Genomic DNA, 26076 nt, shown 5'->3' on the forward strand with positions numbered 1-26076 from the left:
AGGCCCTACAGAAATCGCTCCAGCAGCCGCTTCGACTGCTTGTCCAGTGCCCAGCGGTCCGGCACCTGCAGCTGCACGCCATGCGTGGACGTGATGAGCAGCCGGCCTTCGTCCAGCCGGCGGATGTCTTCCTCGCTCTTCAGCACGAAGTCGACCTCGCCGCGGTCGGTCTCGACGCGCCAGGTGCTAGGCGTGGCAAAGGTGTTCACCGAAATCAGCCGCTTGAGCGTGGGATGGAACTCGCGCGCGGCCAGCTCGGCCTCCAGCAGCTTGCGCGGGCCGTCGGGCAGGGCCGAGAGGCGCTCGATCCAGGCCAGCTCATGGCCATGCACGCCGACGAGCGACAGGCCCTCGTCGGGCGCCGAGATCGGGTGGGCGCGCACTGGCGTAACGCCCTCGTGCGTGGCGCCGTGGAGGTCGGTCAGCACCAGCCGGCCGTGGGCGTCCAACGCCAGATCGCGAAAAGGCAGCGTCGTGCTCATGCGTTCACCGTGTGTGCACTGGGGTTGGGGGCGACCACCATCAAGCCGCCGTCATCGGCGCCTTCGGCATCGACACGCCGCGCCTGCGCTTCCCACAGCCGCCAGTAGTGCCCCTGCTTGGCGATCAGCTCGTCATGGGGCCCAAGCTCGACGATCTCGCCACGGTCCATCACCACCAGCCGGTCGGCCTTGCGCAGCGTCGACAGCCGGTGGGCGATGGCAATGGTGGTGCGGCCCTTGACGAGGTTGTCCAGCGCGCGCTGGATCTCCTTCTCGGTCTCGGTGTCGACGGCGCTGGTGGCCTCGTCGAGGATGAGGATGGCCGGGTCGATCAGCAGCGCGCGGGCGATGGAGATGCGCTGGCGCTCGCCGCCCGACAGGCCCTGGCCGCGCTCACCCACCAGGCTGTCGTAGCCATGGGCCAGGCGCAGGATGAACTCGTGCGCATGCGCGGCGCGGGCGGCGGCAACGATCTCGTCGCGCGTCGCATCCGGCTTGCCGTAGGCGATGTTCTCGGCGATGGTGCCGAAGAACAGGAACGGCTCCTGCAGCACCAGGCCGATGTGGCGCCGGTAGTCGGTCACCTTGATCCGGCGCAGGTCCACGCCGTCCACCTTGATGCCGCCCTCGGTCACGTCGTAGAAGCGGCAGATCAGGTTCACCAGCGTGCTCTTGCCAGAACCGCTGTGGCCCACCAGGCCCACCATCTCGCCGGGGCGGATGTCCAGGTTCAGGTTGCGGATGATGGAGCGCGAGCCGTAGCGGAAGTTGACAGCCTGCATGGAGATCGCGCCGGCGACGTTTTCGAACGGCTGCGGGTTGACCGGGTCGGGCACGTTGGAGACGTGGTCCAGGATGTCGAAGATACGCTTGGCGCCGGCCGCCGCCTTCTGCGTGACGGAGACGATGCGGCTCATCGAATCCAGCCGCCCGTAGAAGCGGCCGATGTAGGCCAGGAAGGCGGTCAGCGTGCCGACGGTGATGCTCTGGTGCGCGATCAGCCAGATGCCCACGCCCCAGACGACCAGCAGGCCCATCTCGGTCAGCAGTGCGACGCTGGGCGTGAACAGGCTCCAGGTCTTGTTGAGCCGGTCGTTGACGTGCAGGTTGTTGGCATTGGCCTCCTTGAAGCGCCGCGCCTCGCGCTTCTCCTGCGCGAAGGCCTTGACGACGCGGATGCCGGGGATCGTGTCGGCCAGGATGTTGGTGACCTCGCCCCAGACGCGGTCGATCTTCTCGAAGCCCGTGCGCAGCCGGTCACGCACCAGGTGGATGAGCCAGGCGATGAAGGGCAGCGGCACGAGGGTCGCCAGCGCCAGGCCGGGGTGGATGCTGAACAGGATGATGGACGTCATCGCCAGCATCAGCACGTCGGTGATGAAGTCCAGCGCATGCAGGCTCAGGAAGACGCTGATGCGGTCGGTCTCGGAGCCGATGCGGGCCATCAGGTCGCCGGTGCGCTTGTTGCCGAAATACTCCAGCGACAGGCCCAGCAGATGCTCGAAGGTGGCCGTGCGCAGGTCGGCGGCGATGCGCTCGGACACCAGCGACAGCAGATAGGTCTTGGCCCAGCCCAGTGCCCAGGACACCAGCGCCGCACCGAACAGCCCGCCCAGCAGCAGCGTCACCAGACTGGGGTCGATCTGCTGGCCGTTCTGGAACGGGATCAGCACCCGGTCCATCAGCGGCATGGCCAGGTAGGGCGAGACCAGCGTCGCGCCGGTCGCGCCCAGCATCAGCGCAAAGCCGAGCAAGAGCTGACCCTGGTAGGGCCGTGCGAAGCGCCACAGGCGCAGCAGCACCCAGGTGCTGGGTGGTTTGCTGGCCTCGCCGAAGTCGAAGGCGGAGTCTTCGCCCTCTTCATCCTGCTCGACGGCGACGTCGCCGGCCAACCGCTGCTGCTCGCGCTCGAAGGCGTCCACCAGCCGCACGGCCGCCGGGTTGCAGGCCAGCGTGAAGCGCCAGCGCGCCAGGCGCTTGTCGGCGCTGAACAGCTCCAGGAAGGCCAAGCCGCCGTGGTCACTGAGCTTGAGCGTCTGGCCGGGCTCTAGCCGGTGGTCGCTCCAGGTGCCGCTGGCGGGCTCGAAGGCCAGCAGCCGTGCATTTGTCAACGCGATGAGGCCCTGGGCGAACTGGCCATGGGCGTCCAGGTCAACCTCCAGCGTCGCCACCACGTTCTCGCCAGCCAGGAGCCGCCCTTGGAGAGCGGCCGTTTGCGGATGAGGCGCTGTGGTGGAGGGAAGCTCTTGCATGTTGTTGTTTGCGCTGACGGCCAGCAGCAATTCTCCGCCATGACTTCGGCGCACAATTCCCAGCGCTTGCCGCGCCTACCCCGTACCTCATGAGCAAAGACATCCGCCCAGACATCCAACTTTTGCGCGTCAACTACCTGCGCGGCCCCAACATGTGGACCTACCGGCCCGTGCTGGAAGTCTGGCTGGACCTGGGCGAGCTGGAGGACTTCCCCTCCAACCTGCTGCCGGGCTTCAACGACCGCCTGACCACCGCCCTGCCCGCCCTCATCGAGCACCACTGCGGCGTCGGCGAGCGCGGCGGCTTCATCGAGCGCCTGCGTGACGGCACCTGGATGGGCCATGTGCTGGAGCACGTCGTCATCGAGCTGCTGAACCTGTCGGGCATGCCCACGGGCTTCGGCCAGACGCGCTCGACCAGCAAGCGTGGCGTCTACCGCATGGTGTTCCGGGCGCGCGACGAGCAGGTCGCCCGCGCGGCTCTGGCCGAGGGCCATGCGCTGCTGATGGCCATGATCAACGACCAGCCCTTCGATGTGGCAGCCGCAACGGCCCGCGTGCGCGACAAGCTGGACGACTGCTACCTCGGCCCGTCGACCGCCGCCATCGTCGCCGCCGCGACGGACCGCCGCATCCCGCACATCCGCCTGAACGACGGCAACCTGGTGCAGCTGGGCCACGGCGCGCGCCAGCGCCGCATCTGGACGGCCGAGACCGACATGACCAGCGCCATCGCCGAAGGCATCGCCGGCGACAAGGACCTGACCAAGACCCTGCTCAAGGCCGTGGGCGTGCCGGTGCCGGCGGGCGAGGAGGTCAAGAGCGCCGCCGAGGCCTGGCGCGCCGCGCAAGACCTGGGCCTGCCCGTCGTCATCAAGCCCAGCGACGGCAACCACGGCCGGGGCGTGACGCTGGACATCGCCAACGAGGTGGACTGCGAGGCCGCCTTCAAGCTGGCCGATGCCGAGGGCTCGGCCGTGCTGGTGGAGCGCTACATCAAGGGCAACGAGCACCGCGTGCTGGTCGTCGGCGGCCAGATGGTGGCGGCCGCGCGCGGCGAAGCGGCCTGGGTGCACGGCGATGGCCAGCACACCGTGGCCGAACTGATCGACTTGCAGATCAACACCGACCCGCGCCGCGGCCTGACCGAGGACTTCCCGCTCAACCGCATCACGCTGGGCGAAGACCCCGTCGTGCTGCTGGACCTGCAACGCCAGGGCTTCGCGCCCGAGACCGTGCCGCCTGCGGGCAAGAGCGTGCTGATCCAGCGCAACGGCAATGTCGCCATCGACTGCACGGCCGAGGTCCACCCCGAGGTCGCACACGCCGTATCGCTGGCCGCGCGCACCATCGGGCTGGACATCGCCGGCGTCGACCTCGTCACCGAAGACATCGCCAAGCCGCTCAGCGAAACCGGCGGCGCCATCGTCGAGGTCAACGCCGGCCCCGGCCTGCTGATGCATTTGAAGCCCGCTGGCGGCTCGCCCCAGCCCGTGGGCCAGGCCATCATCGACCACCTGTTTGCCGAGGACGAGACCGGCCGCATCCCCATCGTCGGCGTGGCCGGCTCGGTGGGCGGACCGCAGATCACCCGCCTCGTCGCCTGGCTGCTGCACCTGAACGGCCGCCACGTCGGCCTCGCCTGCCGCGACGGCCTGTTCCTCGGCACGCGACGCGTCGAGAAGAAGAACAGCGCCCGCTGGGACGCCGCGCACCGCCTGCTGATGAACCGCGGCGTCAACGCCGTCGTTGTCGAGAACGACGCCGCCTCCATCCTGCGCGATGGGCTGGCCTATGACCGTGCGCTGGTGGGCGTCGTCACCGACCTGGACGGCATCGCGGCGCTCGCCGAGTTCGACGTGCAGGACACCGACCAGCTCTACAAGGTGCTGCGCACGCAGATCGACGTCGTGCTCAGCGACGGCGCCAGCGTGCTGAACGCGGCCCACCCGCGCCTGGTCGACATGGCCGAGCTGAGCGACGGCGAGGTGGTCTTCTACGCCGAAGACGGCAATCTCGAAGCGCTGCAACACCACCGCGACCGCGGCGGCCGAGCCGTCTTCCTGCGCGGCGGCGCCGCCGTGCTGGCCCACGGCCCGGCCGAAACGCCGGGCGCCAACATCGACGCGCTGCTGCGCCGCTTTGGGGACCAGGCCGTCGACGCCTCCACCTTGTTGGCCGCCGTTGCCGCTGCCTGGGCGCTGGGCATCTCGCCCGAGTTGATCGCCGCCGGCCTCGACACCTTCGTTCCCGAACTCCACTTGGCGTAAACAAGAACATGGACGTTTCCCGCACCCGCGCGCTGCGCGGCCCGAACATGTGGAGCCGTCACACGGCCATCGAGGCCGTCGTGAATTGCCAGGAGGCCGAGCGCTCGCTCGAACGGCTGCCCGGCTTCGAGCCCCGCCTGCGCAAGCTCTTCCCCACCATCGGCGAGCTGCGCAGCGACGCCTCGCTGGCCCAGGTGCTGGAGCAGGCCACGCTGGCGCTGCAGGCCCAGGCGGGTTGCCCCGTCACCTTCAGCCAGACGCATGTGACGCCCGAGGCCGGCACCTACCAGATCGTCATCGAGTACAGCGAGGAAGACGTCGGCCGCCTGGCCTTCGAGCACGCGGTCAAGCTCATCAAGGCCGCGCAGGACGGCGGCGAGTTCGATGCCGACGCGGTGCTGGCACAACTGCGCGAGCTGGACGAGGACATCCGCCTCGGCCCGTCGACCGGCTCCATCGTCAACGCCGCGCTGGCGCGCGGCATCCCCTACCGCCGCCTGACGCAGGGCAGCCTGGTGCAGTTCGGCTGGGGCGCCAAGCAGCGCCGCATCTGGGCCGCTGAAGTCGATGCAACGAGTGCGGTGAGCGAATCCATCGCCCAGGACAAGGACCTCTGCAAGCGCCTGCTGCAGGCCGCCGGCGTGCCGGTGCCCACGGGCCGGCCGGTCGAGTCGGTGGACGACGCCTGGGAAGTGGCGCAAGACATCGGCCTGCCCGTCGTCGTCAAGCCGCAGGACGGCAACCAGGGCAAGGGCGTGACCGTCAACGTGACGACGCGCGAAGGCATGGAAGCGGCCTACAAGGCGGCCGACGAGATCGGCTACGTGATGGTCGAGAAGTTCCTGCCGGGCTCGGACTATCGCCTGCTGGTCATCGGCGACAAGCTCATCGCCGCCGCCCGCCGCGACCCGCCGCATGTCATCGGTGACGGCCAGCTGACGGTCAAGCAGCTGGTCGACAAGGTCAACGCCGACCCGCGCCGCGGCGACGGCCATGCCACGTCGCTGACCAAGATCCGCTTCGACGATATCGCCGTCGCCCGCCTGGTGCAGCAAGACCTGACGCCGGAGTCCGTGCCCGACAAGGGCCAGCGCGTCATCCTGCGCAACAACGCCAACCTGTCCACCGGCGGCACGGCCACCGACGTGACCGACGACGTGCATCCCGAGGTGGCCGCCCGCGCCATCGCGGCGGCGCAGGTCGTGGGCCTGCATGTCTGCGGCGTGGACGTGGTGGCCGAGAGCGTGCTGCGGCCGCTGGAGGAGATCAGCGGCGGCATCGTCGAGGTGAACGCCGCGCCCGGCCTGCGCATGCACCTGAGCCCCAGCTACGGCAAGGGCCGCAACGTCGGCGAGGCCATCGTCAGCCACCTGTTCGGCGCCGGCAACAAGGCCGAGGACGGCCGCATCCCGGTCGTCGCCGTCACCGGTACCAACGGCAAGACGACGGTGACGCGCCTGATCGCCCACCTGTTCGCCAGCTGCGGCCTCAAGGTCGGCATGACCAACACCGACGGCGTCTACGTCGACGGCCGCCAGATCGACAGCGGCGACTGCTCCGGCCCCAAGAGCGCCCGCAACGTGCTGATGCACCCGGACGTGGAAGCCGCCGTGCTGGAGACCGCGCGCGGCGGCATCCTGCGCGAAGGCCTGGGCTTCGACCGCTGCCAGGTCGCCGTCGTCACCAATGTCGGCGAGGGCGACCACCTGGGCATGAACTTCCTGCACACGGCCGAAGACCTGGTGCTGGTCAAGCGCGTCATCGTGCAGAACGTGGCGCCCACCGGCTACGCGGTACTGAATGCGGCCGACCCGCTGACGGCAGGCATGTCCGCCGTCTGCCCCGGCCAGGTCATCTACTTCGCCGCCGACCGCCACCACCCGGTCATGGCCACGCACCGCGCCCAGGGCAAGCGCTGCGTCTACGTGGATGGCGACCAGCTCGTCGCCGCGCAAGGCGTGTGGCGCGAGAGCATCCCGCTGCGCGACATCCCCATCACGCGCGGCGGCCTGATCGGCTTCCAGGTCGAGAACGCGATGGCATCCGTCGCGGCCGGCTGGGCCGTCGGGCTGGACTGGGACACCATCCGCCGCGGCGTCGGCAGCTTCTCCAACGACGCCGACAACGCGCCCGGCCGCTTCAACGTGATGGACTATCGCGGCGCCACCGTCATCGCCGACTACGGCCACAACGGCGACGCGATGAAGGCCCTGGTCGGCGCGGTCGCCGCCCTGCCGGCCAAGACGCGCAGCGTCGTCATCAGCGGCGCGGGCGACCGGCGCGACGAGGACATCCGCGTGCAGACCGAGATCCTCGGCGCCGCCTTCGACGAGGTCATCCTGTACGAAGACGCCTGCCAGCGCGGCCGCGCGGCCGGCGAGGTCGTGGCGCTGCTGCGCGCCGGGCTGGAAGGCGCGTCGCGCACGAAGCACATCGAGGAAATCATCGGCGAGTTCACGGCCATCGACCGCGCGCTGGCCCGCCTGCAACCGGGCGACCTGTGCCTGGTGCTGGTGGACCAGGTGGAAGAGGCGCTGGCGCATCTGGCCAAGCGCATCACGGAAGGCTGACCTAACAGCCCAGTTCAGCGCGCCAGGCCAGCGCCTGCGGCGGCAGCGGCCGCAGCGGGGCGGCGCGGTCCCAGGCCGCACAGGCGGCGGGCTTGTCGGCCAGCATGAAGGCGGCTTCGGCGGCGGCCAGCGCGTTATCGGCGCTCTTGGGCTCGGCATCCGACAGCGCCTGCAGCGCCACGGCGGCGGCCTTCATCGCCTTCGCATCGCCGCGCAGGCCGGCCAGGCGCAGCTCGCTCAAGCCCAGCGAGCGCCGGTTGCGCGCATTGCCGGCCTTGGCCGTCTCGGCCGCCCAGTAGGCGCGCGTGCGCTCCAGCCAGGGCCTGGCTTCGACGGAGGCGCCGGTCAAGGCCAGCGCCGTGCCCAGCGTCAAGGCGCGCGCGTCCCGGTCGCCGGGCCAGCGCGGGTTGTCGGCGTCCTTCTGCAGCAGGCGCAGCGTCCAGTCCATGCTCTCGCGCATCGATGCGAGCGCCTCGGCCGGGCGGTTCAGCTGCAGCTCCAGGCCCGCCTGCAGGAACAGCGTCGACGCGAGGCTCGCCCAGAACTGCTGCTGCTCGGGGTGCATGGGCTGCACACGCCTGAGGTGCTCGACGTTCTCGCGACGCGCCTCGGCGGAGCCTGCGTAGTCACCCCGGCGCAGCCGGGAGGACGCGATGGAACCCGCGATGACGGCCTGTGTCTGCCCCAGCTCGGCCTCCAGGCGCGTCTCCTCGGGCCGCAGGCCGGCGTTGACGGCAGCAATCTCCGCCTTCATGCCCAACTGCGCCAGCGCGCCCGCCCGCGCCGCCTCGTAGGCCGTCATGGCCTCGGCCGGGCGGTTCACGCCCTGGCCGTTGTCGTCCAGCAGCAGGCCCAGGTTGAACTGCGACGCGGTGATGGCGCCCAGCAGCCGCAGCCGGTCCACGCCGGGCGGCGCCAGCGAATAGCCCTCCTCGGCCAGCTTCAGGCCCTGGCGCGTGAGCTTGACGGCCTCCTCCAGGCGGCCCGCCTCCTGCTCGGCCGAGGCCATCACGTTGTAGGCCCGCGAGGCATAGGTCGCGAACAGCGCATTGCCCTTCTGCGTGGGCCATGCTTTGGCCACCAGCGCCATGGCGGCCTGGGCATGGCGGCGGGCGTCGTCCGGCTTTTCCAGCGAGCCGGGGTAGCCGGGCATCAGCGCCTCGGCCATGCGCACCTGAACCTGGGCCATGTCGGCCACGACGGCGGTGTCGCCACCCAGCGTGGGCAGCAGGCGCTCCAGCGCGGCGTGCGTGTCGCGCAGCAGGTCGAGCTTGATCTTCTGCCCGCCGGGCAGGTACTCCACGCTGTCGCCGAAGCCGAACACCAGGTCGTGCGTGACGCGCCTCACCTCGGCCAGCCGCTGCTCGGCCAGCCCTTGCGCAAGCCGCGCCTCGCGAGCCTGCCAGGTCGTGGCCGCCAGGCCGCCCAACAGCGCCACCAGGCCCAGCGCGCCCAGGGCGCTGGCCAGCCGGTTGCGGGCCAGCAGCTTGGCCGTGCGGTAGCCCCAGGTCGGCGCGCGCGCGCTGACGGGATAGCCACTCCGATAGGCGCGCAGGTCGGCCGCCAGCGCGTCGACGCTGGCGTAGCGACGCTCGGGCTCCTTCTCCAGCGCCTTCAGCACGATGTTGTCGAGGTCGCCCTGCAGCGTGCGCGCCTGCGCCAGCCACTGCGGGTCGCCCACGTCGTCGGGGCTGAGGCGGCTGGGGCGCGTGGGTTCGTCCTCCAGCACGCTGCGCGCGGCCTCCTGCGGCGTGGTGGCCTCGCGGCCGGTGGGGCGCAGGCCCGTCAGCAGCAGGTAGAGCAGCACGCCCAGGCTGTAGACGTCGGTGGCGGTGCTGACGGGCTCGCCGCGCACCTGCTCGGGGCTGGCGTAGTTGGGCGTCATCGCGCCTGCCTGCGTGGTGTCCAGCTCGCCACCCTCGGGCGCGAGCGCCTTGGCGATGCCGAAGTCCAGCAGCTTGACCTGGCCCGTCTCGTCAACCAGCACGTTGCCGGGCTTGAGGTCGCGGTGCACGAGCAGGTTGCGGTGGGCGTGGGCGACGGCCTCGGCCAGCTGCAGGAACAGGCCCAGGCGGGCTTCGAGTGCCAGGTCTTGCGCCGCCTGGTCGATGGGCCGGCCGGCCACGTACTCCATGACGAAGTAGGGCAGGCCCTCGTCGCTGGCGCCGGCGTCCAGCAGCCGGGCGATGCCGGGGTGGCTCAGGCGGGCCAGCGCCTGGCGCTCCAGCGCGAAGCGTTGCAGAACGGCGGCGCTGTCCATGCCGCGCTTGAGCAGCTTGACGGCAGCGCGGCCCTCGTACTGGCCGTCGGCGCGGCGGGCCTCGAACACCTCGCCCATGCCGCCCGCGCCCAAGGGCCGCACCAGCGTCCAGTTGCCCAGGCGCTGGCCGATTTGCGCGGCTGGCTCGGCCGGTGCGAGCGACACCACCGGCCGCGCCAGAAAGCCCTGCTCGCCGGTCGCCTCGTCGTGGTGGGCCAGCAGGCTGCGCAGCTCGGCCAGGTCTCCGTCGCCAAGGCCGGCAGCGGCCACCAGCGCCTCGCGCTCGCCGCGCGGGGCGTCCAGCGCGGCGTCAAACACCGCCTTCAGGCGCGCCCAGCGGTTCTCAGAGTCGGTGGCTGTCATGGGCGCGGAGTATTGACCCTCAACGGCCAGCCACCATGCGGGCAATCAGCAGGGCGTTGACCTGGCCCAGGCCGGCGCCCACGCGCTCGCGGTAGCGACTGCCGTCGGCCACGGCCTCGTACTTGGTGGACGAGTGGCTGTTCTTGCTCCCCGAGGCCAGCTGCAGCAGGCCCACGGCCACCGCGCCCACCACGTCGCCGGCCGTGGTGGCCTCCTCGCGCAGCTCGACAAAGGCGGTCGGGTCCAGCAGCGCCGGCCCCTGCAGCGTCAGCACCGACACATAGGCGCCCGACTGCACCGTCATCGCCGCCTTGGGCACCATCGGATGCAACTTGGCGCTGACCTTGGCGGTGCTGCCCAGGCGGCCGAAGAAGCCCTTCGCCTCGTTGGTGAGCTGGGCGAAGTGAACCCGCATCGACACCTCCAGCAGCGCGGCGTCGCCCAGCTCCTTGCTGAGCGTCATGTTGTCCATCGCGCCGCCCACTGCGCCCATGCCGGCGCTGAGGCCCGAGAGCGCGGCGAACACGCCCTTCTTGCCGTCCGCCGCCTGGGCCTTGTTGAGGCCGTAGATGGCCATGCCCGGCGGGCCGACCGTGACGCCGTTGCTGCTGCGGTCTGGCAGCGCGGTGCCACCAGCCTGCAGTTTTTTGTAGGTGGGCGCGCCGGCCAGTTCGGCCGCTGGCACCAGCTCCACGCCTTGCGCCTGCAGTTGCTGCTGGAAGCCGGCGTAGAGCTGGTCCGCAATCGCCTGGAAGTCCGGCTCGGCCACGCCGATGAGCTTGTAGTAGCCGGTCACGCTGGCGCGGCCGGCCATCGCAAAGCCGGAGGTTTCGCTGCTGACGTTGTCGCTGGTGACGAACTCCACATTGAACTGCGTGACCGCCGCGCGCTTCAGTCCCTTCAGCGCCTGCGGGTCGCTCGCCTTCACGGCGCTGTTGGCCGCAGCGGCGGGGTTGAACTGAGCGTCGATCTCGATAGGCGTCGGGTCTGCCGCGCGGGCGGCGGGCAGCAGGCTGAGGCCGGCGGCGGCAAGCAGAGCGGTGGTGAGCATTCGCATGGCGGGCAATCCTGGTGGCAGCCCGGCGACATGCGGGCCCTATCCACTCACGCAGGCCCGCGCACCGAAAAGGCTCATGTACAAACCCGCACATGCCTGAACCTGACCTTGATCCAGCAACGGCCGACGCCCTCTTCGCCAGCCTCTACGACGAGCTCAAGCGCAACGCGAGCGCGCAGATGCGCAAGGAGCACGCCGGCCACACGCTGAGCGCCACCGCCCTCACCCACGAGGCCTGGCTGCGGCTGTCGGAGCAGACGCGCACGCAGTGGCAGGGCCGCAGCCATTTCCTCGGCGTGGCCTCGCTGATGATGCGGCGCATCCTCGTCAACCACGCGCTGGCCAAGCAGGCCGCCAAGCGCGACGCCCTGCTGGTGCCGCTGACGCTGACCGAGGCCCAGCAGGTGGCAGGCGGCGTGGACGCCGACGTGCTGCGCGTGCACGAAGCGCTGCTGGCCTTTGCGCAACAGGACGCGCGCGCGGCCAAGGTCGTCGAGCTGAAGTTCTTCGGCGGGCTGGAGCTGGAGGAGATTGCCGAGCTGCTGAGCCTCAGCCGCGCGACAGTAAAGCGCGACTGGGCGCTGGCCCGGGCCTGGCTGCACCGGGAGCTGTCCGCCTAACGGCTCAGCGATAGCGCGCCATCAGCCGCGCCAGCTCGCCTTCGCTGACCAGGCCCTGGATGGCCTTGTTCAACGCCGCCAGGCCCACCGGGCTGCCCGGCGACAGCGCGCATTGCGCCAGCACCTGCGAGACGACCAGCGGCGGGTGCAGGGCCAGCTTGAACTGACCAATGCGCTGCTCGTACTCCAGCACGCGCCGGCCGGTCAGCGCATGGCTCACTCGGCCTCGCGCCAGCTTGCGCAGGTTGGTCACCGCGTCCGGCGCGTCGTCACGCCGGAAGCCGCCGCGCAGCGTTTCGGCCATCTCGGGGTACACGTAGCCGCGCACCGTGCCCACCGGCTGGCCGCTCAGGGCCGCCAGGTTGGCAGGAGCCGGGACCGAGGCGGCAGTGATGAGCAAGGCCTGGTCGGGGATGAAGGGCCGGCTCCAGGCGAAGGCGCCGGGCAGCCAGTCGCTCTGGTAGTCGCACAGCATGTCGCCCTCGCCGCGCTGCAGCGCCTCGGCCAGGCGCTTGCGCGGCGTCGGCTCGGCCACCAGCTCGCGGCCCAGGCGGCGGGCCAGCGCGCGGCCGATGTCCAGGTTCAGGCCCTCGATGACGCGGTTGCCTTCGATGCGGGCATGCGGCATCAGGGCGCTGGTCTCGACCAGCAGCACCAGCGGGCGCTGCTGCGGTGGCGCGGCGCGGCCAGGCGGGCACAGCAGCAGCAACGCGGCCAGGCCGGCGAATGCCTGCCTTGTCCAACGACGCCGTGCCCTTTGCATGGGCGGCATGATGCCGCGCCGCAATGGCCGTCGACAGCGCGGGGTTGCTCAGCCGCAGTGCCAGCGTGCGCAGCGCACGAAAACCTCGCTCGACGGTCAATGCGCCGGCGCGGTCTTCATCTCCTGGCCGGCCTGGCGCAACACGGCGCGCGACGAATGCAGCGCCAGCCCGGCCATGATGACGGCGACCACCAGGTCGGGCCAGGCCTGGCCGGTCAGCGCGACCGCGCCCGCGGCCGCCACGACTGCCACATTGCCGATTGCGTCATTGCGGCTGCACAGCCAGACGGCGCGCATGTTGGCATCGCCCTCGCGCCAGGCGTAGAGCATCAGCGCCACGCCGACATTGGCCGCCAGCGCCAGCACGCCGACGGCGCCCATCGTGAACGGCTGCGGCGGCTCGCCATGCAGCGCGGCCCAGGCAGCGCGGGCCAGCACGACGATGCCGAAGACCAGCATCAGCCAGCCCTTTGCCCAGGCCACGCGCGCCCGCCACAGCAGGCCGGCCGACAGCACCGCCAGCGAGGCCGCGTAGTTGGCCGCATCGCCGACGAAGTCGACCGCGTCGGCCCACAGCGACAGCGAGCCGGCACGCCAGCCGTAGGCGATCTCGATGACGGCCATGGCCGCATTGACGAGCAGCGCGATCCACAGCACGCGGCGGTAGGCGGGCGAGGTGCCGCGTTCGGGTTCGGGGTCGTGGTGGCAGCAGGCGTGGCTCATGACAGGGCTTGTTGGCAGACAGGCCGCCATTTCAAACCCTGGAGCCACACCAGAGTCAAGCTCACAATCGTTGCATGCGCATCGGAGAGTTGAGCCGCCTGACCGCCACGCCGGTCGACACCATCCGCCACTACGAGCGCGAGGGTCTGCTTGCGCCGCCGCCGCGCACGGAGGCCGGCTACCGCGTCTACGGCCCGGCCGACGCCGAACGCCTGCACTTCATCCGTCGCTGCCGCTCGCTGGACATGAACCTCGCCGAGGTGCGGGCTCTGCTGGCGCTGGACGCCGAAAGCGGATGCGGTGAGGCGGCTGCGCTGCTGGACGAGCACATCGGCCACGTCGCCGCACGCATCGCCGCGCTGCAGGAATTGCAGACGGAGCTGCTGGCGCTACGGGCGCGCTGCAAGGGCGACGAGCCGGCCTGCGCGATCCTGGAAAGCCTGGCCGAGCCCGGCGCCGAGCTGCCTTTGAAGAGCCACGTCGGCCACAGCCATTGAGCCGACGCTTGCGGCCGGCGTCTCCTCCAGCGGCTGCCGTGGAACTGGCTTTGCCAGGCACAAACAGTCCTCAGGACTGTTTGTGTCCGGGCTCAGCCCCCTTGAGAGGGAGGCGCGTGAGCGCCTCGGGGGTGGTCAACCCACCCGGCAAACCTTCAGCATGTTGGTGCCACCGGGATAGCCCATCGGCTCGCCGCAGGTGATGGCATAGGTGTCACCGGGGCGCAGAACGCCGCGCTCGACGAGGATCTTCTCGGCAGCGGCCAGGGCCTGGTCGCGGTCCTCGAACTGGGGCATCAGCAGCGGCGTGACGTTGCGGTACAGCGCCATGCGGCGCTGGCTGATGACCTGGCTCGTCAGGCCGAAGATGGGCACGTCGATGCGATGGCGGCTCATCCACAGCGCCGTCGAGCCCGACTCGGTCAGCGCCAGGATGGCCTTGCAGCCCAGGTGGTAAGCCGTGAACAGCGCGCCCATGGCGATGGACTGGTCGATGCGGCCGAACTGGCGGCCGGCGAAGTCGGTGTCCAGCGTCACGTCCTCGGCGCGCTCGGCTTCCAGCGCGATGGCGGCCATCTGCTCGACGGTCTCGATGGGGAACTTGCCGGCGGCCGTCTCAGCGGACAGCATGACGGCGTCGGTGCCGTCCAGCACGGCGTTGGCCACGTCGCTGACCTCGGCGCGCGTGGGCACCGGGTTGACGATCATGGACTCCATCATCTGCGTGGCGGTGATGGACACCTTGTCTAGCGCCCGGGCCATCTTGATCATGCGCTTCTGCAGCGCCGGCACCGCCGCGTTGCCCACTTCAACGGCCAGGTCGCCGCGCGCGACCATGATGCCGTCGCTGGCCTTGAGGATGGCTTCGAGGTGGGGGATGGCCTCGTAGCGCTCGATCTTGGCGATCATGGCCGGCTTGTGGCGATAGGGCTCGCCGGCCACGTTGGCCAGCTGGCGCGCCATCTCCATGTCGGTGGCGTTCTTCGGGAAGCTGACGGCCAGGTATTCGCACTGGAAGGACATCGCGGTCTTGATGTCCTCCATGTCCTTGCCGGTCAGCGCCGGCGCCGTGAGGCCGCCGCCCTGCTTGTTGATGCCCTTGTTGTTGGACAGCTCGCCGCCGAGCTTGACGGTGGTGTGCACCTGGGCACCACGCACGTGGTCGACGGTCAGCACCAGCAGGCCGTCGTTCAGCAGCAGCGTGTCACCGGGCTTCACGTCGCGCGGCAGTTCCTTGTAGTCGAGGCTGGCGATGTCCTGGTTGCCGAGTTCGGTGCGGTCGGCATCGAGGATGAACTTGTTGCCGGGGATCAGCTCGATCTTGCCGCCGTCGAACTTGCCGACGCGGATCTTGGGGCCTTGCAGGTCGGCCATGATGGCCACGGACTTGCCGACACGCTCAGCGGCGGCACGGACCATGGTGGCGCGATCAATGTGATCCTGGGCCTTGCCGTGCGAGAAGTTCAGCCGCACGACGTCGACGCCGGCACGGATCATCTTCTCCAGGATCTCCGGCGTGTTCGAAGCAGGGCCGAGGGTGGCGACGATCTTGGTAGCGCGAGTCATGGCTTGTCTCAACTTTCTTGGGGGCGCGGAATTATGGTCCGCTGAAGCCCGCCGAAGTTTCGCCGCGTTTCGGTGCGCGCGGGGCTACAGCGCCTTCTCGAAGAAAACACTCAGCGGGTCGAGTGCATAGCCGCCGAAGGGGCCGCGCTCAACGTAGCCGAGGTGCTTGTACAGGCCCAGGGCCTCGGGCTGGTGGATGCCGGTCTCCAGCCGCGCGAGGTTCACGCCGCGCGCCATCAGCTCGGCTTCGAGCTGGTTCATGAGCTGCTTGGCGGCGCCTCGGCCGCGCGCGCTGTCGAGCACGAAGACGCGCTTGATCTCCCCGTAGGCGGGCTCGCCCTCGGGCGCGTGGTGCTTCACACCGCCACAGCCCACCAGCGTCTCGCCCAGCCACAGCCCCCAGAACGCGCCGTTAGGCGGACGCAGCCCGTCGGCGGGCTCGAAGTGGTTGCTTTCGCTCGGGTAGAGGGCGCTCATCAGCGCTTCGGATCGCGCCATCAAGGCCTGCGCATCGGGGTGGCCGGGGTCCAGCGGGGCGAGGCGGGCGGGCAGGTCGGCGGTCATGGTGGTGAGAGTCCAGTTACAGGGAAGGCACGGTCATCGCCAGCAGATAGCGCGCGGCACCCGCGCCCGGATTGGCGAAGACGCTGCGACCGAGACAGCGGAAGCTGATCGAGTCGCCGGCCTCCAGCGTGAAGACCTGGCTCTGCAGCGTCAGGCTCAGCTGGCCTTCCAGCAGGCACAGGTGATGCTCCAGCCGCGCGACGGTGGGCTCGTCGTAGGCCAACTCGGCGCGCGGCGCCAGGCGGGCCTCAATGACCTCGGTGGCGAAGCCGGCCAGCGGCGGGCAGCGCATCAGCCGCTCGAAGCCGCTCTGCTGGTCGTGCCAGCGGGGCTGGTCGGCGGCGCGCAGCAGGCGCACGGGCAGCGCCTCGGCGTCGGCCAGCAGGCGGCTCAGCGGCAGCCCGTGGGCGCGGGCCAGGCGGGACAGCAGCGTGGCGGTCGGGCTGGTCTCGGCCCGCTCCAGCCGGGAGAGCGTCGCGCGGCTGACGCCGCTGCGCGTGGCCAGCTCGTCCAGCGACCAGCCCGCCGCCAGCCGCAGCGCGGCCAGGCGCTCGGCCAGCTGTTGCTCGAAGCGGCCCTCCTCGCTCAATTCAGAGAATTCTTCTCTCATATGGGAAGATGCTAGCGGAAATGAAAGCCCATCACACCGCTCCGTTGCTCGCCGCACTGGCCGTTGTGCTGGTCTGGGGGCTGAACTTCCCGCTGCAGAAGGCGCTGTTCGGCGAGGTCGGGCCGGTGGGCTTTCTCGGCCTGCGCTATCTGCTCGTGCCGTTCTGCGCGGTGGCGCTGCTGTGTTGGCGCTTCGGCCTGCGCTGGCCACGGCTGGACCGCGGCGAGGTGGGGCCGCTGGTGCGGCTGACGCTGGTGGGCCAGGGCCTGCACCTGCTGCTGTCGGCGCTGGGCATGCAGGGCTCGACCGCCTTCAGCGCCAGCGTGCTGCTGGCCTGCGGGCCGGTGTTCACGCTGCTGATCCTGCGTGCCACGGGCATGGAGCGGCTGTCGCGCGGGCAGGTGGCCGGTGTTGCCACCGCAGCCACGGGCGCACTGCTGTTCACGTCCGACAAGCTGCTGGCCGCCGACTGGCATGCCGGCCTGGGCGACCTGACGCTGCTGGCCGCCGCTGCGTTGTTCAGTTATTACACCGTCGCCAGCAAGCCGCTGATCCAGCTCCACGGCGGCGTCACGGTGCTGGGCTATGGCAGCCTGATCTGCACGCTGCCGATGCTGCTGTGGTGCGCGCCGTCGCTGGTGGCGCTGGATTGGTCGGCGCAGCCGCTGTGGGTCTGGAGCGGCACCGCCTGGCAGGTCGCCGGCGGCGGTTTCATTGGCTGGCTGGCCTGGGGCTGGGCCAACGAGCGGCGCGGCGTGGCGCGCACCGCGCCGCTGATCTACCTGATGCCGCTGATCGCCGGCTTCACCGCCTGGGCCTGGGGTGGCGAGCAGTTCACGGCCCACAAGCTGCTGGGCGCCGGCGTGATCCTCGCCGGTGTGGCGCTCGCCCAGTTCAGCCCCGGTTCTGCTTCGCCTCCAGCACATCGGCCACCGCCAGAGCCGTCATGTTGACGATGCGGCGCACCGTGGCCGACGGCGTCAGGATGTGCACGGGCGCGGCCGCGCCCAGCAGGATGGGGCCGATGGTCACGCCCTGGCTGGCGCTGATCTTCAGCACATTGAAGAGGATGTTGGCCGCGTCCAGCGTCGGCAGCACCAGCAGGTTGGCGGCGCCCGTGAGCTTGCTGTCGGGCAGGAAGGCCTGGCGCACGCTCTCCGACAAGGCTGCGTCGCCATGCATCTCGCCGTCGCACTCCACCTCGGGGTGGGCGACCGAGAACAGTTGGTAGGCGCGACGCATCTTCACGGCCGACGGGCGCGTGCTGGAGCCGAACATCGAGTGGCTGACGAAGGCCAGCTTGGGCGGCAGGCCGAAGCGGCGCAGTTCGTCGGCGGCCATCGCGGCGATGTCGGCCAGCTCCTCGGCGCTCGGGTTGTCGTTGACGAAGGTGTCGGTGATGAACAGCGTCATCTTGTCCAGCATCAGCGCGTTCATCGCGGCGAACTGGCGCACGCCGGGGCGCAGCCCGACGAGGTCGCGCACCTGCTCCAGGTGACGGTCGAACTTGCCCACCATGCCGCAGATCATCGCGTCGGCGTCGCCAAGTTCAATGGCCAGCGCGCCGATGGCCGTGTTGGAGCGGCGCACGGCGGACTTGGCCATTTCGGGCGTCACGCCGTCGCGCTTCATGCGCTGGTGATACGCCTCCCAGTACTGGCGGAAGCGCGGGTCGTCCTCGGGGTCGATGACGGCCACGTCGGCACCGAGCTTCAGGCGCAGGCCGGCGCGCTGGATGCGCGCTTCGAGCACGGCGGGGCGACCGATCAGCGTCGGCTTGGCGATGCCTTCGTCCAGCGCCACCTGCACGGCGCGCAGCACGCGTTCGTCCTCGCCCTCGGCGTAGATGACACGCGCAGGCGCCGCCTTGGCGGCCGAGAACACCGGGCGCATGAACATGCCGGTCTGGTAGACGAAGCGCTCCAGCGACTGGCGGTAGTGCACGAGGTCGGCGATGGGCCGCGTGGCGACACCATCGGCCGCCGCAGCCGCCGCGACGGCGGGCGCGATGCGCAGGATCAGGCGCGCGTCGAAGGGCTTGGGGATCAGGTACTCCGGCCCGAACGCCAGCTCCTGGCCTGCGTAGGCGGCAGCCACTTCGTCACTGGTCTCCGCTTTCGCTAACGCCGCGATTTCACGCACGCAGGCCAGCTTCATGCCCTCGGTGATCTTGCTTGCGCCGCAGTCCAGCGCGCCGCGGAAGATGTAGGGGAAGCACAGGACGTTGTTGACCTGGTTGGGATAGTCCGAACGGCCGGTGGCGACGATGCAGTCCGGCCGCACGGCCTTGGCCAGCTCGGGGCGGATCTCAGGCTCGGGGTTGGCCAGCGCCAGGATGATGGGCTGCGTGCCCATGGTCTTGACCATGTCGGCCGTCAGCACGCCGGCGGCGGAACAGCCGAGGAACACGTCCGCGCCCACGCACACGTCGGCCAGCGTGCGCGCCGGAGTCAGCTGGCAGTAGCGCTGCTTGGACTCGTCCAGCTTGCCGGCCTTGGCGTCCTCGCGCTCGCTCTGGATGACGCCGCGCGAGTCGCAGACGAACACGTTCTCGCGCTTGACGCCCAGGCCCACCATCACGTCCAGGCAGGCAATGGCCGCAGCCCCCGCGCCCGACACCGCCACCTTGACCTTGCCGATGTCCTTGCCCACCAGCTCCAACCCGTTCAGCAGCGCGGCCGACGAGATGATGGCCGTGCCGTGCTGGTCGTCGTGGAAGACGGGGATGTTCATGCGCTTGGACAGCTCGCGCTCGATGTAGAAGCACTCCGGCGCCTTGATGTCCTCGAGGTTGATGCCGCCCAGCGTCGGCTCCATCGCGGCAATGATGGCGATCAGCTTGTCCGGGTCGCGCTCAGCCAGTTCGATGTCGAACACGTCGATGCCGGCGAACTTCTTGAACAAACAGCCCTTGCCTTCCATGACCGGCTTGGCGGCCAGCGGGCCGATGTCGCCCAGGCCCAGCACCGCCGTGCCGTTGGTGATGACGCCCACCAGGTTGCCGCGCGACGTGTACTCCGCCGCCAGCGACGGGTCGCGCTCGATGTCCAGGCAGGGATAGGCCACGCCCGGCGAATAGGCCAGCGACAGGTCGCGCTGGTTGCTCAGCGCCTTGGTCGGCGTGACCGAGATCTTGCCGCGCATGGGGCTGCGGTGGTAGTCAAGAGCGGCTTCGCGCAGCGCGGCTTCGGCTGGCGACAAGGGTGCGTTGTTCTTTTCCATGGCAGCGGGTCTCCAGAGAGGAACCCGCAAGATTACGCCGCGTTTCAGACCCGCTCGATGCAGGTTTCTTGGCGATCTATGCCGAAGCCGATATCACCTGATCGCGGCCCGCGTGTTTGGCGCGATACATGGCCTGGTCGGCCTCGCGCATGGCGGTGTCCAGGTCGGCCTGGCTGCGCGCCTCGGCCACGCCCCAGCTCGCCGTCACCACCAGCCTGACGGGCCATTCGGTGCGGGCAAACACGCTGCGCAGCCGCTCGGCCACGGCCACCGCCTCCTCGGCCGGCGTCTGCGGCATGACGATGACGAACTCCTCGCCACCCCAGCGCGCCAACAGGTCGTCGCGCGGCAGGTTGGCGCGCAGGGTACGGGCCAGCAGCGTCAGCACCTGGTCGCCGATCTCGTGGCCGTACTCGTCGTTGATGCGCTTGAAGTGGTCGACATCGACGAACACGACCGACAGCGGAAAACTCAACTCGTCCTGCGCGCGCAGCAGCAAGTCCATCGCTCGGCTCAGGCCCTCGCGGTTGGCCACCTGTGTCAGCGGGTCGCGCAGCGCCAGCTTCTCCAGCGCCAGCGTGCGCGTCACCGAGCGCCGCAGCCGGCCGCGCACCGTCCAGCCCTCCCAGCTCAGATAGCCCAGCAGGCTGACCATCCACAGCCCCAGCAGCGCCAGTCGGAAGGTCTCCGGCGCGACCCAGTTGCCGATCAGCTCGACGCGCTCCAGCCGGATCAGGTGCTGCCCCGGCACATGGCCGCCGGTGATGACGCTGAAGATCCGCATGCGGTCCAGCTGCGGCCCCATCAGCGGCACGGGCAGCGGGTGCGCCTGCGCCCACCAGGAGCTGACCATGAACTGCGACAGCCGGAACTCCACCGGCGCGGACTGGGCACTCGGCGCAAAGTTGATCTCATGTGGCTTGAGATTCACGACGCCGCCGGTGGGCGCATAGCCGGGATTGAAGTTGCGCAGGAAGACGCGCACCTGCGCCGGGCTGCCGTCGGCCGTGGGCCCCTCGGCGTGCAGCCACAGGCGGATGTGGGTGAAACGGGTCAGGTCGAGGTCGCCCTCGCGCATCTCGATCTGCATCTCGCAGAACGGCCACGCGTAGCCCTGGCGCATGTCGCAGCGCATGGCGGCCACGCCGCTGCCGTCCTGCAGCAGTTCGGCCTTGCTGGCGCCGCCGCTGCCGCTGTCGTCCACCACGTGGAGGTTCTGGCCCGGGCCACGACCGTCAAGCGCTAGACGGCGCGTCATCCAGTGCTCGTTGGCGTAGAGGCCGAGCCCGGTGAGAACGACGAGCAGAGCAAGCAGCCAGCGCAAAACCATGGCGGAATTGTCCCGGCCAGCCAGCGCAGCCTCTCAGGTCCCCGGTCCGCCGCCGTGAACAAGTCGGCCGATGGCCGGCCCGGTACGACCTGGCCGCTGTCGCGCGGGCGACAGCGGGCGTGGCTCAACCGATGAAGAGCATCGCGACCTTGTGCGTCGGGCGCCGCCCGGTGTTGATGAAGTCGACCAGCGCCTGCGCTGTCGCGTCGACATCCAGCCCGCGGGCCCGCACGCTGGCCGGCAGCTCGCTGCTGCGCATGATGGAGCGCACATAGCCGCGCACGAAGGTCTGCTCGATGACGTGCAGGCTGCCCAGCTCGTAGAAGGCGGCCATGCCGCGGATGTAGTCGGCCTTGTCGACATCGGCGAACGACAGCGGCAGCAGGCCGCCCGCCAGCAGCGGCGCATTGGCCGCCAGCCGCGACGCGCGCTTGTTGCCGTTGGCGTAGGCCTGCAGATAGGGAATGCGCGTCATCAGGTACAGCGCGGCCTGCACCGGGTGCAGCGCCTTGGCCTGCTCGACGAGCTGCCCCAGAGCCTCGGCGACGAAACCCGTCCCTGGCCGGAACGGCGGCAGGTAGGCCGAGTTGGCGGGGCGCACATCTTCGAACTCGCGCGGCCGACCACGCTGCGGCTCGGGCAGGAAGTGGTCGGACTCGGCCACCTCCGGCAGGCCGTGGTCGTCGGTCAGCAGCGCGTGCATCGCATGGACCTGGGCGACGCTCAGCTCACGGTGCAGCCAGAGGTGCTCGGCGGCCCGCTTGTGATTCAACACGAGGATGGCGTCCGCCGTTGGCTTGGCCGCATTGCGCTGGCCGTACTGGATCAGCGCCGCCGTATCGAGCGCCGAGTAGGTGCTGCCTTCCAGCAGCGACGACCCCCATGACAGGTCGATCAGGAAGCTCGCCAGGAAGCGCGCGTCTATGGGCTGTGCCAGCGCCTGGACCTGCGTGCAGCGCTGGGCCTTGTCCAGCGGCAGGCCCGGCTCGGCCCCCAGCAATTCAGGGCTGAAGCGCACCAGCGGGCGCTGCTGGGACGGCGTGGCGAAGTAGGCGTCGATGTCGTCCCGACCGAACGGCTCGGCCGACAGGTAGCGCCGCGCCCGGCCGGCGCCCTGGCTGCGGATCACGCCTGCTTTCAGCAGCGCAGCCAGGCGCCGGTTCAGCGTCGAGCGGCTGATGCCCGGCAACTGCGTGGCTAGCGCTTCGGGCGCCACACCTGCAGCGCCAGCTGCCGAAATCAAGGCCGCAAGTTCAGCATCCACGGTCAGATGACAAGAAAAAATAATTCATAAGTGTTTGAATACTAATGATTTTCTATTTTCTTGTCAGATTTCATCACCAACGCGATTTGCTTGTCAGCCGGCCGCGCGCCTGCTGAGGATCTCGAACGCCGGCAGCGTCTTGCCCTCCAGCACTTCCAGGAAGGCGCCGCCGCCGGTGGAGATGTAGCCGACATCCTTTTCGATGCCGTACTTGGCAATCGCCGCCAACGTGTCGCCGCCACCGGCGATGCTGAAGGCGCTGCTGTCGGCGATGGCGCGGGCAATCGCCTCCGTGCCGTGCGAGAAGGCGTCAAACTCGAACACGCCCACCGGGCCGTTCCAGACGATGGTGCCGGCGGCCTTGAGCTGCTCGGCCAGGATGGCCGAGGTCTTGGGGCCGATGTCCAGGATCAGGTCGTCGTCGGCCACCTCATCGGCCGCCTTCACGGTGGCGACGGCGTCGGCCGAGAAGCTCTTGGCGCAGACCACGTCCACGGGAATGGGCACGGCCGCGCCACGCGCCTTCATGGACTCGATGACCGCGGCTGCCTCGGCGACGAGGTCGGGCTCGGCCAGCGACTTGCCGATCTTCAGGCCTGCCGCCAGCATGAAGGTGTTGGCGATGCCGCCGCCGACGATGAGGCCGTCGACATTGGCCGACAGCGACTTCAGGATGGTCAGCTTGGTTGACACCTTGGAGCCGGCGACGATGGCTACCAGCGGGCGCTTGGGCGCGGCCAGCGCCTTGGTGATGGCGTCAATCTCGGCCGCCAGCAGCGGGCCGGCGCAGGCGATGGGCGCGAACTGGGCGATGCCGTAGGTCGTGCCCTCGGCGCGGTGGGCGGTGCCGAAGGCGTCATTGACGAAGATGTCGCACAGGGCGGCCATCTTGCGGGCCAGTTCCTCGTTGTTCTTCTTCTCGCCCTTGTTGAGGCGGCAGTTCTCCAGCATGACGAGCTGGCCGGGCGCGACAGTGACGCCATCGACCCAGTTCGCGACGACCGGGATCTCGCGGCCCATCAGCTCGCCCATGCGCGCGGCCACCGGCGCCAGCGAATCCTCGGGCTTGAACTCGCCCTCGGTCGGACGGCCCAAGTGGGAGGTGACCATGACGGCGGCACCGGCCTTCAGCGCGGCTTCGATGGCCGGGATGGACGCGCGGATGCGGGTGTCCTCGGTGATGTTGCCGGCGTCGTCCTGCGGCACGTTGAGGTCGGCGCGGATGAAGACGCGCTGGCCGGACACCTTGCCGGCGGCGATCAGGTCGGAGAAGCGGATGACGTTCATGGTGGGCGGGCAGTGGGTAGAAGAACTGCCGGCATTCTCTCCGCCCCGCGTTCCGGCGCGGTTACCAGCCGAGGCCCAATTTCAGCGGCAGCATCACCGCCATGCCGACGAGGATGGTGCCGAGGATGTCCTTGCGCCAGAAGAAGTAGAGCGTCGCGGCCACGGCCGCCGGCCAGCGCGCGTCCTGCCAGGTCGTGATGACCTGGCCCTGCGTCATGAAGATCTCGGGCGCGACGACGGCGACAAGTGCCGCCAGCGGCGCCACCTTGAGCAGCTCGCGCAGCCAGTCGGGGATGGGCAGGGGCTTCTCGCCGATCATGAAGAAGCTGCGCGTCAGCACGGAAATGCCGGCCAGGCCGAACAGCGCCACCCAGGTCATCGCGTCGCTCATGCCTTGGCCTTTCGCGTGTCCAGCCACCAGCCCACTGCACCCGCAGCAAAGATGGCGCACAAGATGTTGAGCTTGAGCGGCAACGCGTAGGTCGCGATGGACACGGCGCCCGCCGTCACGGCCACCCACCACAGCACCCTCTCGGTCAGCAGCGAGTAGGACAGACCCAGCAGCGCCAGCACGCCGGCAAAGCCGATGCCCCAGTGCGTCGGGATGCGGTCGGCCAGCAGGATGCCGGTGAAGGAGCAGACCTGCCAGGTCGGCCAGTTCACGGCCACACCGCCCCAGAAGTAGCGCTGCTGGCCGGGCTGCGGCACGGCGTCGGGGTAGCGCTTCACGAAGTAGACGAAGTTCAGGTCCGCCGAGACATAGCCGCTCAGCAGGCGGCGCCAGCGCGGCAGGTGGGCCCAGTAGCTGCGCCATTGCGCACTGAAGATGACGAAGCGCAGGTTGACGCAGAAGGCCGTGGCCAGCAGCACCCACAGCGGCGCGCCGGACGCGATCAGCGGCAGCGCCGTCAGCTGCGCGCTGCCGGCAAACACCAGCAGCGACATACCCATGGCCAACGGGATGCTGAGCCCGCTCTTCACCATCGTCACGCCGGTCACCAGGCCCCAGGCGGCCAGGCCCAGCGAGGGCGAGGCCATGTCGCGCGCGCCGCTGCGGAAATCGGGGTCGGCCGCAAGCGCGCGCAGCCGGTTCAGAAAACTCATGCCGCCATTGTCGGCGGGAGTCGATTTACTTCTCGATACGACGGACTTTGCCGCTGCCGGCGATGGAGGTGGTGATCTCCGGCGCGCCGGCGTACCTCACATCGCCCGAGCCGGCGATGGAGACATGCAACTTCTTGCTCGCGTTGACCTGCGCGTCGCCGCTGCCGGCGATGCTGACCTTGACCTCGTCGGCAACCAGCTCCGCAGCCTTCACGTCACCGCTGCCGGCGATCGACACGCTGGCATTGCCGGCGCGGCCGGCGGCGACGATGTCACCGCTGCCGCTGACCTTCATTGCCAGGCGCTCGGCATCCAGGCCGGCGAAGCGGATGTCGCCGGAGCCGGCGATGGCCGCGTCAACACCGCCGGTCTTCATCGCCTCGACCTTGACCGTGCCAGAGCCGGCCACCGAAACCGCGCGCAGCGCCGGCATCTCGATGACGAAGCTCGGGTTGGTCGACGTGGCGAGGTGAGTATTCTTCTTCGGCGCGATCTCCAGCGTGCGGCCCTTGCTGCCGTCGATGACGCGGGTCTCGATGTAGGGCAGAAGGTTGCGGTCGGCCTTGACCTCGACCTTGTTGCCCGTCCCCTGGCGGATGACGACGTTGAAGCCGCCCGTCAGCGAGACGCCGTCGAAGGCGCCGGTGTCGCGGGCCTCGGTGGCGATGTCGCCATTGCCGGAGACGCGTTCGCCCTTGTTCCAGCTCCAGGCCTGGGCGGTGCCGCACAGGCTGGCGGCGACGAGACCAAGGGCAAAGATGCGGCGGGTGGTGTTCATGTCGGGCTCCATCAATGTTGCGATGGACGGCATGTTGCCGAGCAAGCGGGCGCTGACCGAGCGCCGCGCGACGGCCCGCAGGATCACGGGCCTGAAATGCGCCTGGCGTGCGCTGGTCAGCGCGCCTTGGCGTCGGAAGTCTTCTCGGACGCCTTCCCCGCAGGCTTCTCAGCCGGCGCGGCCTCGGTCTCTTCGACCGGCTGCGCAGGCTTGGCGCCCGGTCGCGGCACGACGGGCGTGACGCCTTCGAGCTTGTTCTCGCGCATGTACTCGTCCATCTCGCGCCAACCGGTGTAGACGGCCGCCTTCTGCGCCTTCGGGTTCAGCACATAGCAGTCCTCGATGGCGCGCATCGCGTGCCGGCAGGCGCTGCCGATGGCCTTGCCCTCGGCCTCCTTGTTGGCGGCCGTCTTGACCGGGTCCTCGATGCCCAACTGCTCGCAGGCCGACAGGGCTGCGAGCAAGGGCAGGGCAAAAAGGAGACGCTTCATCTG

22 protein-coding genes are annotated in these 26076 nt (G+C 69.7%); 5 read left to right on the forward strand and 17 right to left on the reverse strand.

Going from position 1 to position 26076, the window contains the following annotated elements:
• Positions 1-5: 5 nt before the first annotated feature.
• Both ACG00Y_RS22850 and ACG00Y_RS22855 read right to left on the reverse strand, forming a co-directional pair.
• Complete coding sequence (locus ACG00Y_RS22850) at positions 6-482, reverse strand: cyanophycin metabolism-associated DUF1854 family protein (RefSeq protein WP_394482897.1); 477 nt, start codon at positions 480-482, stop codon at positions 6-8.
• Entirely contained in the window at positions 479-2734 is a 2256-nt protein-coding gene (locus ACG00Y_RS22855; RefSeq protein ID WP_394482899.1) for a cyanophycin metabolism-associated ABC transporter, read from the reverse strand. Before ACG00Y_RS22855 ends, ACG00Y_RS22850 begins: the two co-directional genes overlap by 4 nt.
• Positions 2735-2823: 89 nt before the next feature.
• Here ACG00Y_RS22855 and ACG00Y_RS22860 point away from each other — a divergent pair, with 89 nt between their 5' ends.
• Together ACG00Y_RS22860 and cphA are read left to right on the forward strand one after the other, a co-directional pair.
• Positions 2824-5004, forward strand: coding sequence for a cyanophycin synthetase (locus ACG00Y_RS22860; protein WP_394482901.1), 2181 nt, complete (start codon positions 2824-2826; stop codon positions 5002-5004).
• Between the two features lie 8 nt (positions 5005-5012).
• Positions 5013-7574, forward strand: coding sequence for a cyanophycin synthetase (gene cphA / locus ACG00Y_RS22865; RefSeq protein ID WP_394482903.1), 2562 nt, complete (start codon positions 5013-5015; stop codon positions 7572-7574).
• Position 7575: 1 nt separating this feature from the next.
• Here the strand turns inward: cphA and ACG00Y_RS22870 are convergent, their stop codons facing one another.
• Together ACG00Y_RS22870 and ACG00Y_RS22875 are read right to left on the reverse strand one after the other, a co-directional pair.
• Positions 7576-10197 carry a serine/threonine-protein kinase gene (locus ACG00Y_RS22870; RefSeq protein WP_394482905.1) on the reverse strand — a complete coding sequence of 874 codons (2622 nt, stop codon included), beginning with the start codon at positions 10195-10197 and terminating at the stop codon, positions 7576-7578.
• Positions 10198-10216: 19 nt separating this feature from the next.
• The gene (locus ACG00Y_RS22875; RefSeq protein ID WP_394482907.1) at positions 10217-11254 is read right to left on the reverse strand and encodes a hypothetical protein; all 1038 of its coding nucleotides are present in this window, start codon (positions 11252-11254) and stop codon (positions 10217-10219) included.
• A 92-nt stretch (positions 11255-11346) separates the two neighbouring features.
• Here ACG00Y_RS22875 and ACG00Y_RS22880 point away from each other — a divergent pair, with 92 nt between their 5' ends.
• Positions 11347-11874: an ECF-type sigma factor gene (locus tag ACG00Y_RS22880; RefSeq protein ID WP_394482908.1), complete on the forward strand. Its 528-nt coding sequence runs from the start codon at positions 11347-11349 to the stop codon at positions 11872-11874.
• A gap of 4 nt (positions 11875-11878) precedes the next feature.
• On the opposite strand, the gene ACG00Y_RS22885 is transcribed toward ACG00Y_RS22880, so the two are convergent.
• Positions 11879-12637, reverse strand: coding sequence for a substrate-binding periplasmic protein (locus ACG00Y_RS22885; protein ID WP_394482909.1), 759 nt, complete (start codon positions 12635-12637; stop codon positions 11879-11881).
• Between the two features lie 96 nt (positions 12638-12733).
• On the reverse strand, positions 12734-13360 hold the full coding sequence (locus ACG00Y_RS22890; RefSeq protein WP_394482911.1) for a cation efflux transmembrane domain-containing protein: 627 nt from the start codon (positions 13358-13360) through the stop codon (positions 12734-12736).
• A 74-nt stretch (positions 13361-13434) separates the two neighbouring features.
• On the opposite strand from ACG00Y_RS22890, the gene ACG00Y_RS22895 reads away from it, so the two are divergent.
• On the forward strand, positions 13435-13857 hold the full coding sequence (locus ACG00Y_RS22895) for a Cd(II)/Pb(II)-responsive transcriptional regulator (RefSeq protein WP_394482913.1): 423 nt from the start codon (positions 13435-13437) through the stop codon (positions 13855-13857).
• Between the two features lie 135 nt (positions 13858-13992).
• On the opposite strand, the gene pyk is transcribed toward ACG00Y_RS22895, so the two are convergent.
• From pyk to ACG00Y_RS22910, 3 genes are all read right to left on the reverse strand, one after another.
• Positions 13993-15423 carry a pyruvate kinase gene (pyk, locus tag ACG00Y_RS22900; protein WP_394482914.1) on the reverse strand — a complete coding sequence of 477 codons (1431 nt, stop codon included), beginning with the start codon at positions 15421-15423 and terminating at the stop codon, positions 13993-13995.
• Between the two features lie 84 nt (positions 15424-15507).
• Positions 15508-15987, reverse strand: a complete 480-nt coding sequence (locus tag ACG00Y_RS22905; RefSeq protein ID WP_394482916.1) for a GNAT family N-acetyltransferase — start codon at positions 15985-15987, stop codon at positions 15508-15510.
• A gap of 16 nt (positions 15988-16003) precedes the next feature.
• Positions 16004-16597: a helix-turn-helix domain-containing protein gene (locus tag ACG00Y_RS22910; protein ID WP_394482918.1), complete on the reverse strand. Its 594-nt coding sequence runs from the start codon at positions 16595-16597 to the stop codon at positions 16004-16006.
• A 20-nt stretch (positions 16598-16617) separates the two neighbouring features.
• Between ACG00Y_RS22910 and ACG00Y_RS22915 the strand changes: the two genes are divergently transcribed.
• Positions 16618-17550, forward strand: a complete 933-nt coding sequence (locus tag ACG00Y_RS22915) for a DMT family transporter (RefSeq protein WP_394482920.1) — start codon at positions 16618-16620, stop codon at positions 17548-17550.
• On the opposite strand, the gene ACG00Y_RS22920 is transcribed toward ACG00Y_RS22915, so the two are convergent.
• The 8 genes from ACG00Y_RS22920 to ACG00Y_RS22955 form a co-directional block, all read right to left on the reverse strand.
• Positions 17492-19819 carry an NADP-dependent malic enzyme gene (locus tag ACG00Y_RS22920; protein WP_394482921.1) on the reverse strand — a complete coding sequence of 776 codons (2328 nt, stop codon included), beginning with the start codon at positions 19817-19819 and terminating at the stop codon, positions 17492-17494. The genes ACG00Y_RS22915 and ACG00Y_RS22920 overlap by 59 nt on opposite strands.
• Positions 19820-19895: 76 nt before the next feature.
• Positions 19896-21149, reverse strand: coding sequence for a GGDEF domain-containing protein (locus tag ACG00Y_RS22925; protein WP_394482923.1), 1254 nt, complete (start codon positions 21147-21149; stop codon positions 19896-19898).
• A 124-nt stretch (positions 21150-21273) separates the two neighbouring features.
• Entirely contained in the window at positions 21274-22413 is a 1140-nt protein-coding gene (locus ACG00Y_RS22930) for a Fic family protein (RefSeq protein WP_394482925.1), read from the reverse strand.
• Between the two features lie 93 nt (positions 22414-22506).
• Positions 22507-23700, reverse strand: a complete 1194-nt coding sequence (locus tag ACG00Y_RS22935; RefSeq protein WP_394482927.1) for a phosphoglycerate kinase — start codon at positions 23698-23700, stop codon at positions 22507-22509.
• A gap of 61 nt (positions 23701-23761) precedes the next feature.
• Positions 23762-24091 (reverse strand): AzlD domain-containing protein, encoded by a 330-nt coding sequence (locus ACG00Y_RS22940; protein ID WP_394482929.1) that lies wholly within the window; start codon positions 24089-24091, stop codon positions 23762-23764.
• Positions 24088-24804 (reverse strand): AzlC family ABC transporter permease, encoded by a 717-nt coding sequence (locus ACG00Y_RS22945; RefSeq protein ID WP_394482931.1) that lies wholly within the window; start codon positions 24802-24804, stop codon positions 24088-24090. Before ACG00Y_RS22945 ends, ACG00Y_RS22940 begins: the two co-directional genes overlap by 4 nt.
• 25 nt (positions 24805-24829) lie before the next feature.
• Positions 24830-25582 (reverse strand): head GIN domain-containing protein, encoded by a 753-nt coding sequence (locus tag ACG00Y_RS22950; RefSeq protein WP_394482933.1) that lies wholly within the window; start codon positions 25580-25582, stop codon positions 24830-24832.
• Between the two features lie 116 nt (positions 25583-25698).
• Positions 25699-26073 carry a hypothetical protein gene (locus tag ACG00Y_RS22955; protein WP_394482935.1) on the reverse strand — a complete coding sequence of 125 codons (375 nt, stop codon included), beginning with the start codon at positions 26071-26073 and terminating at the stop codon, positions 25699-25701.
• Between the last annotated feature and the right edge of the window lie 3 nt (positions 26074-26076).

The organism is Pelomonas parva, assembly GCF_043555835.1.
GTDB lineage: Bacteria > Pseudomonadota > Gammaproteobacteria > Burkholderiales > Burkholderiaceae_C > Pelomonas > Pelomonas parva.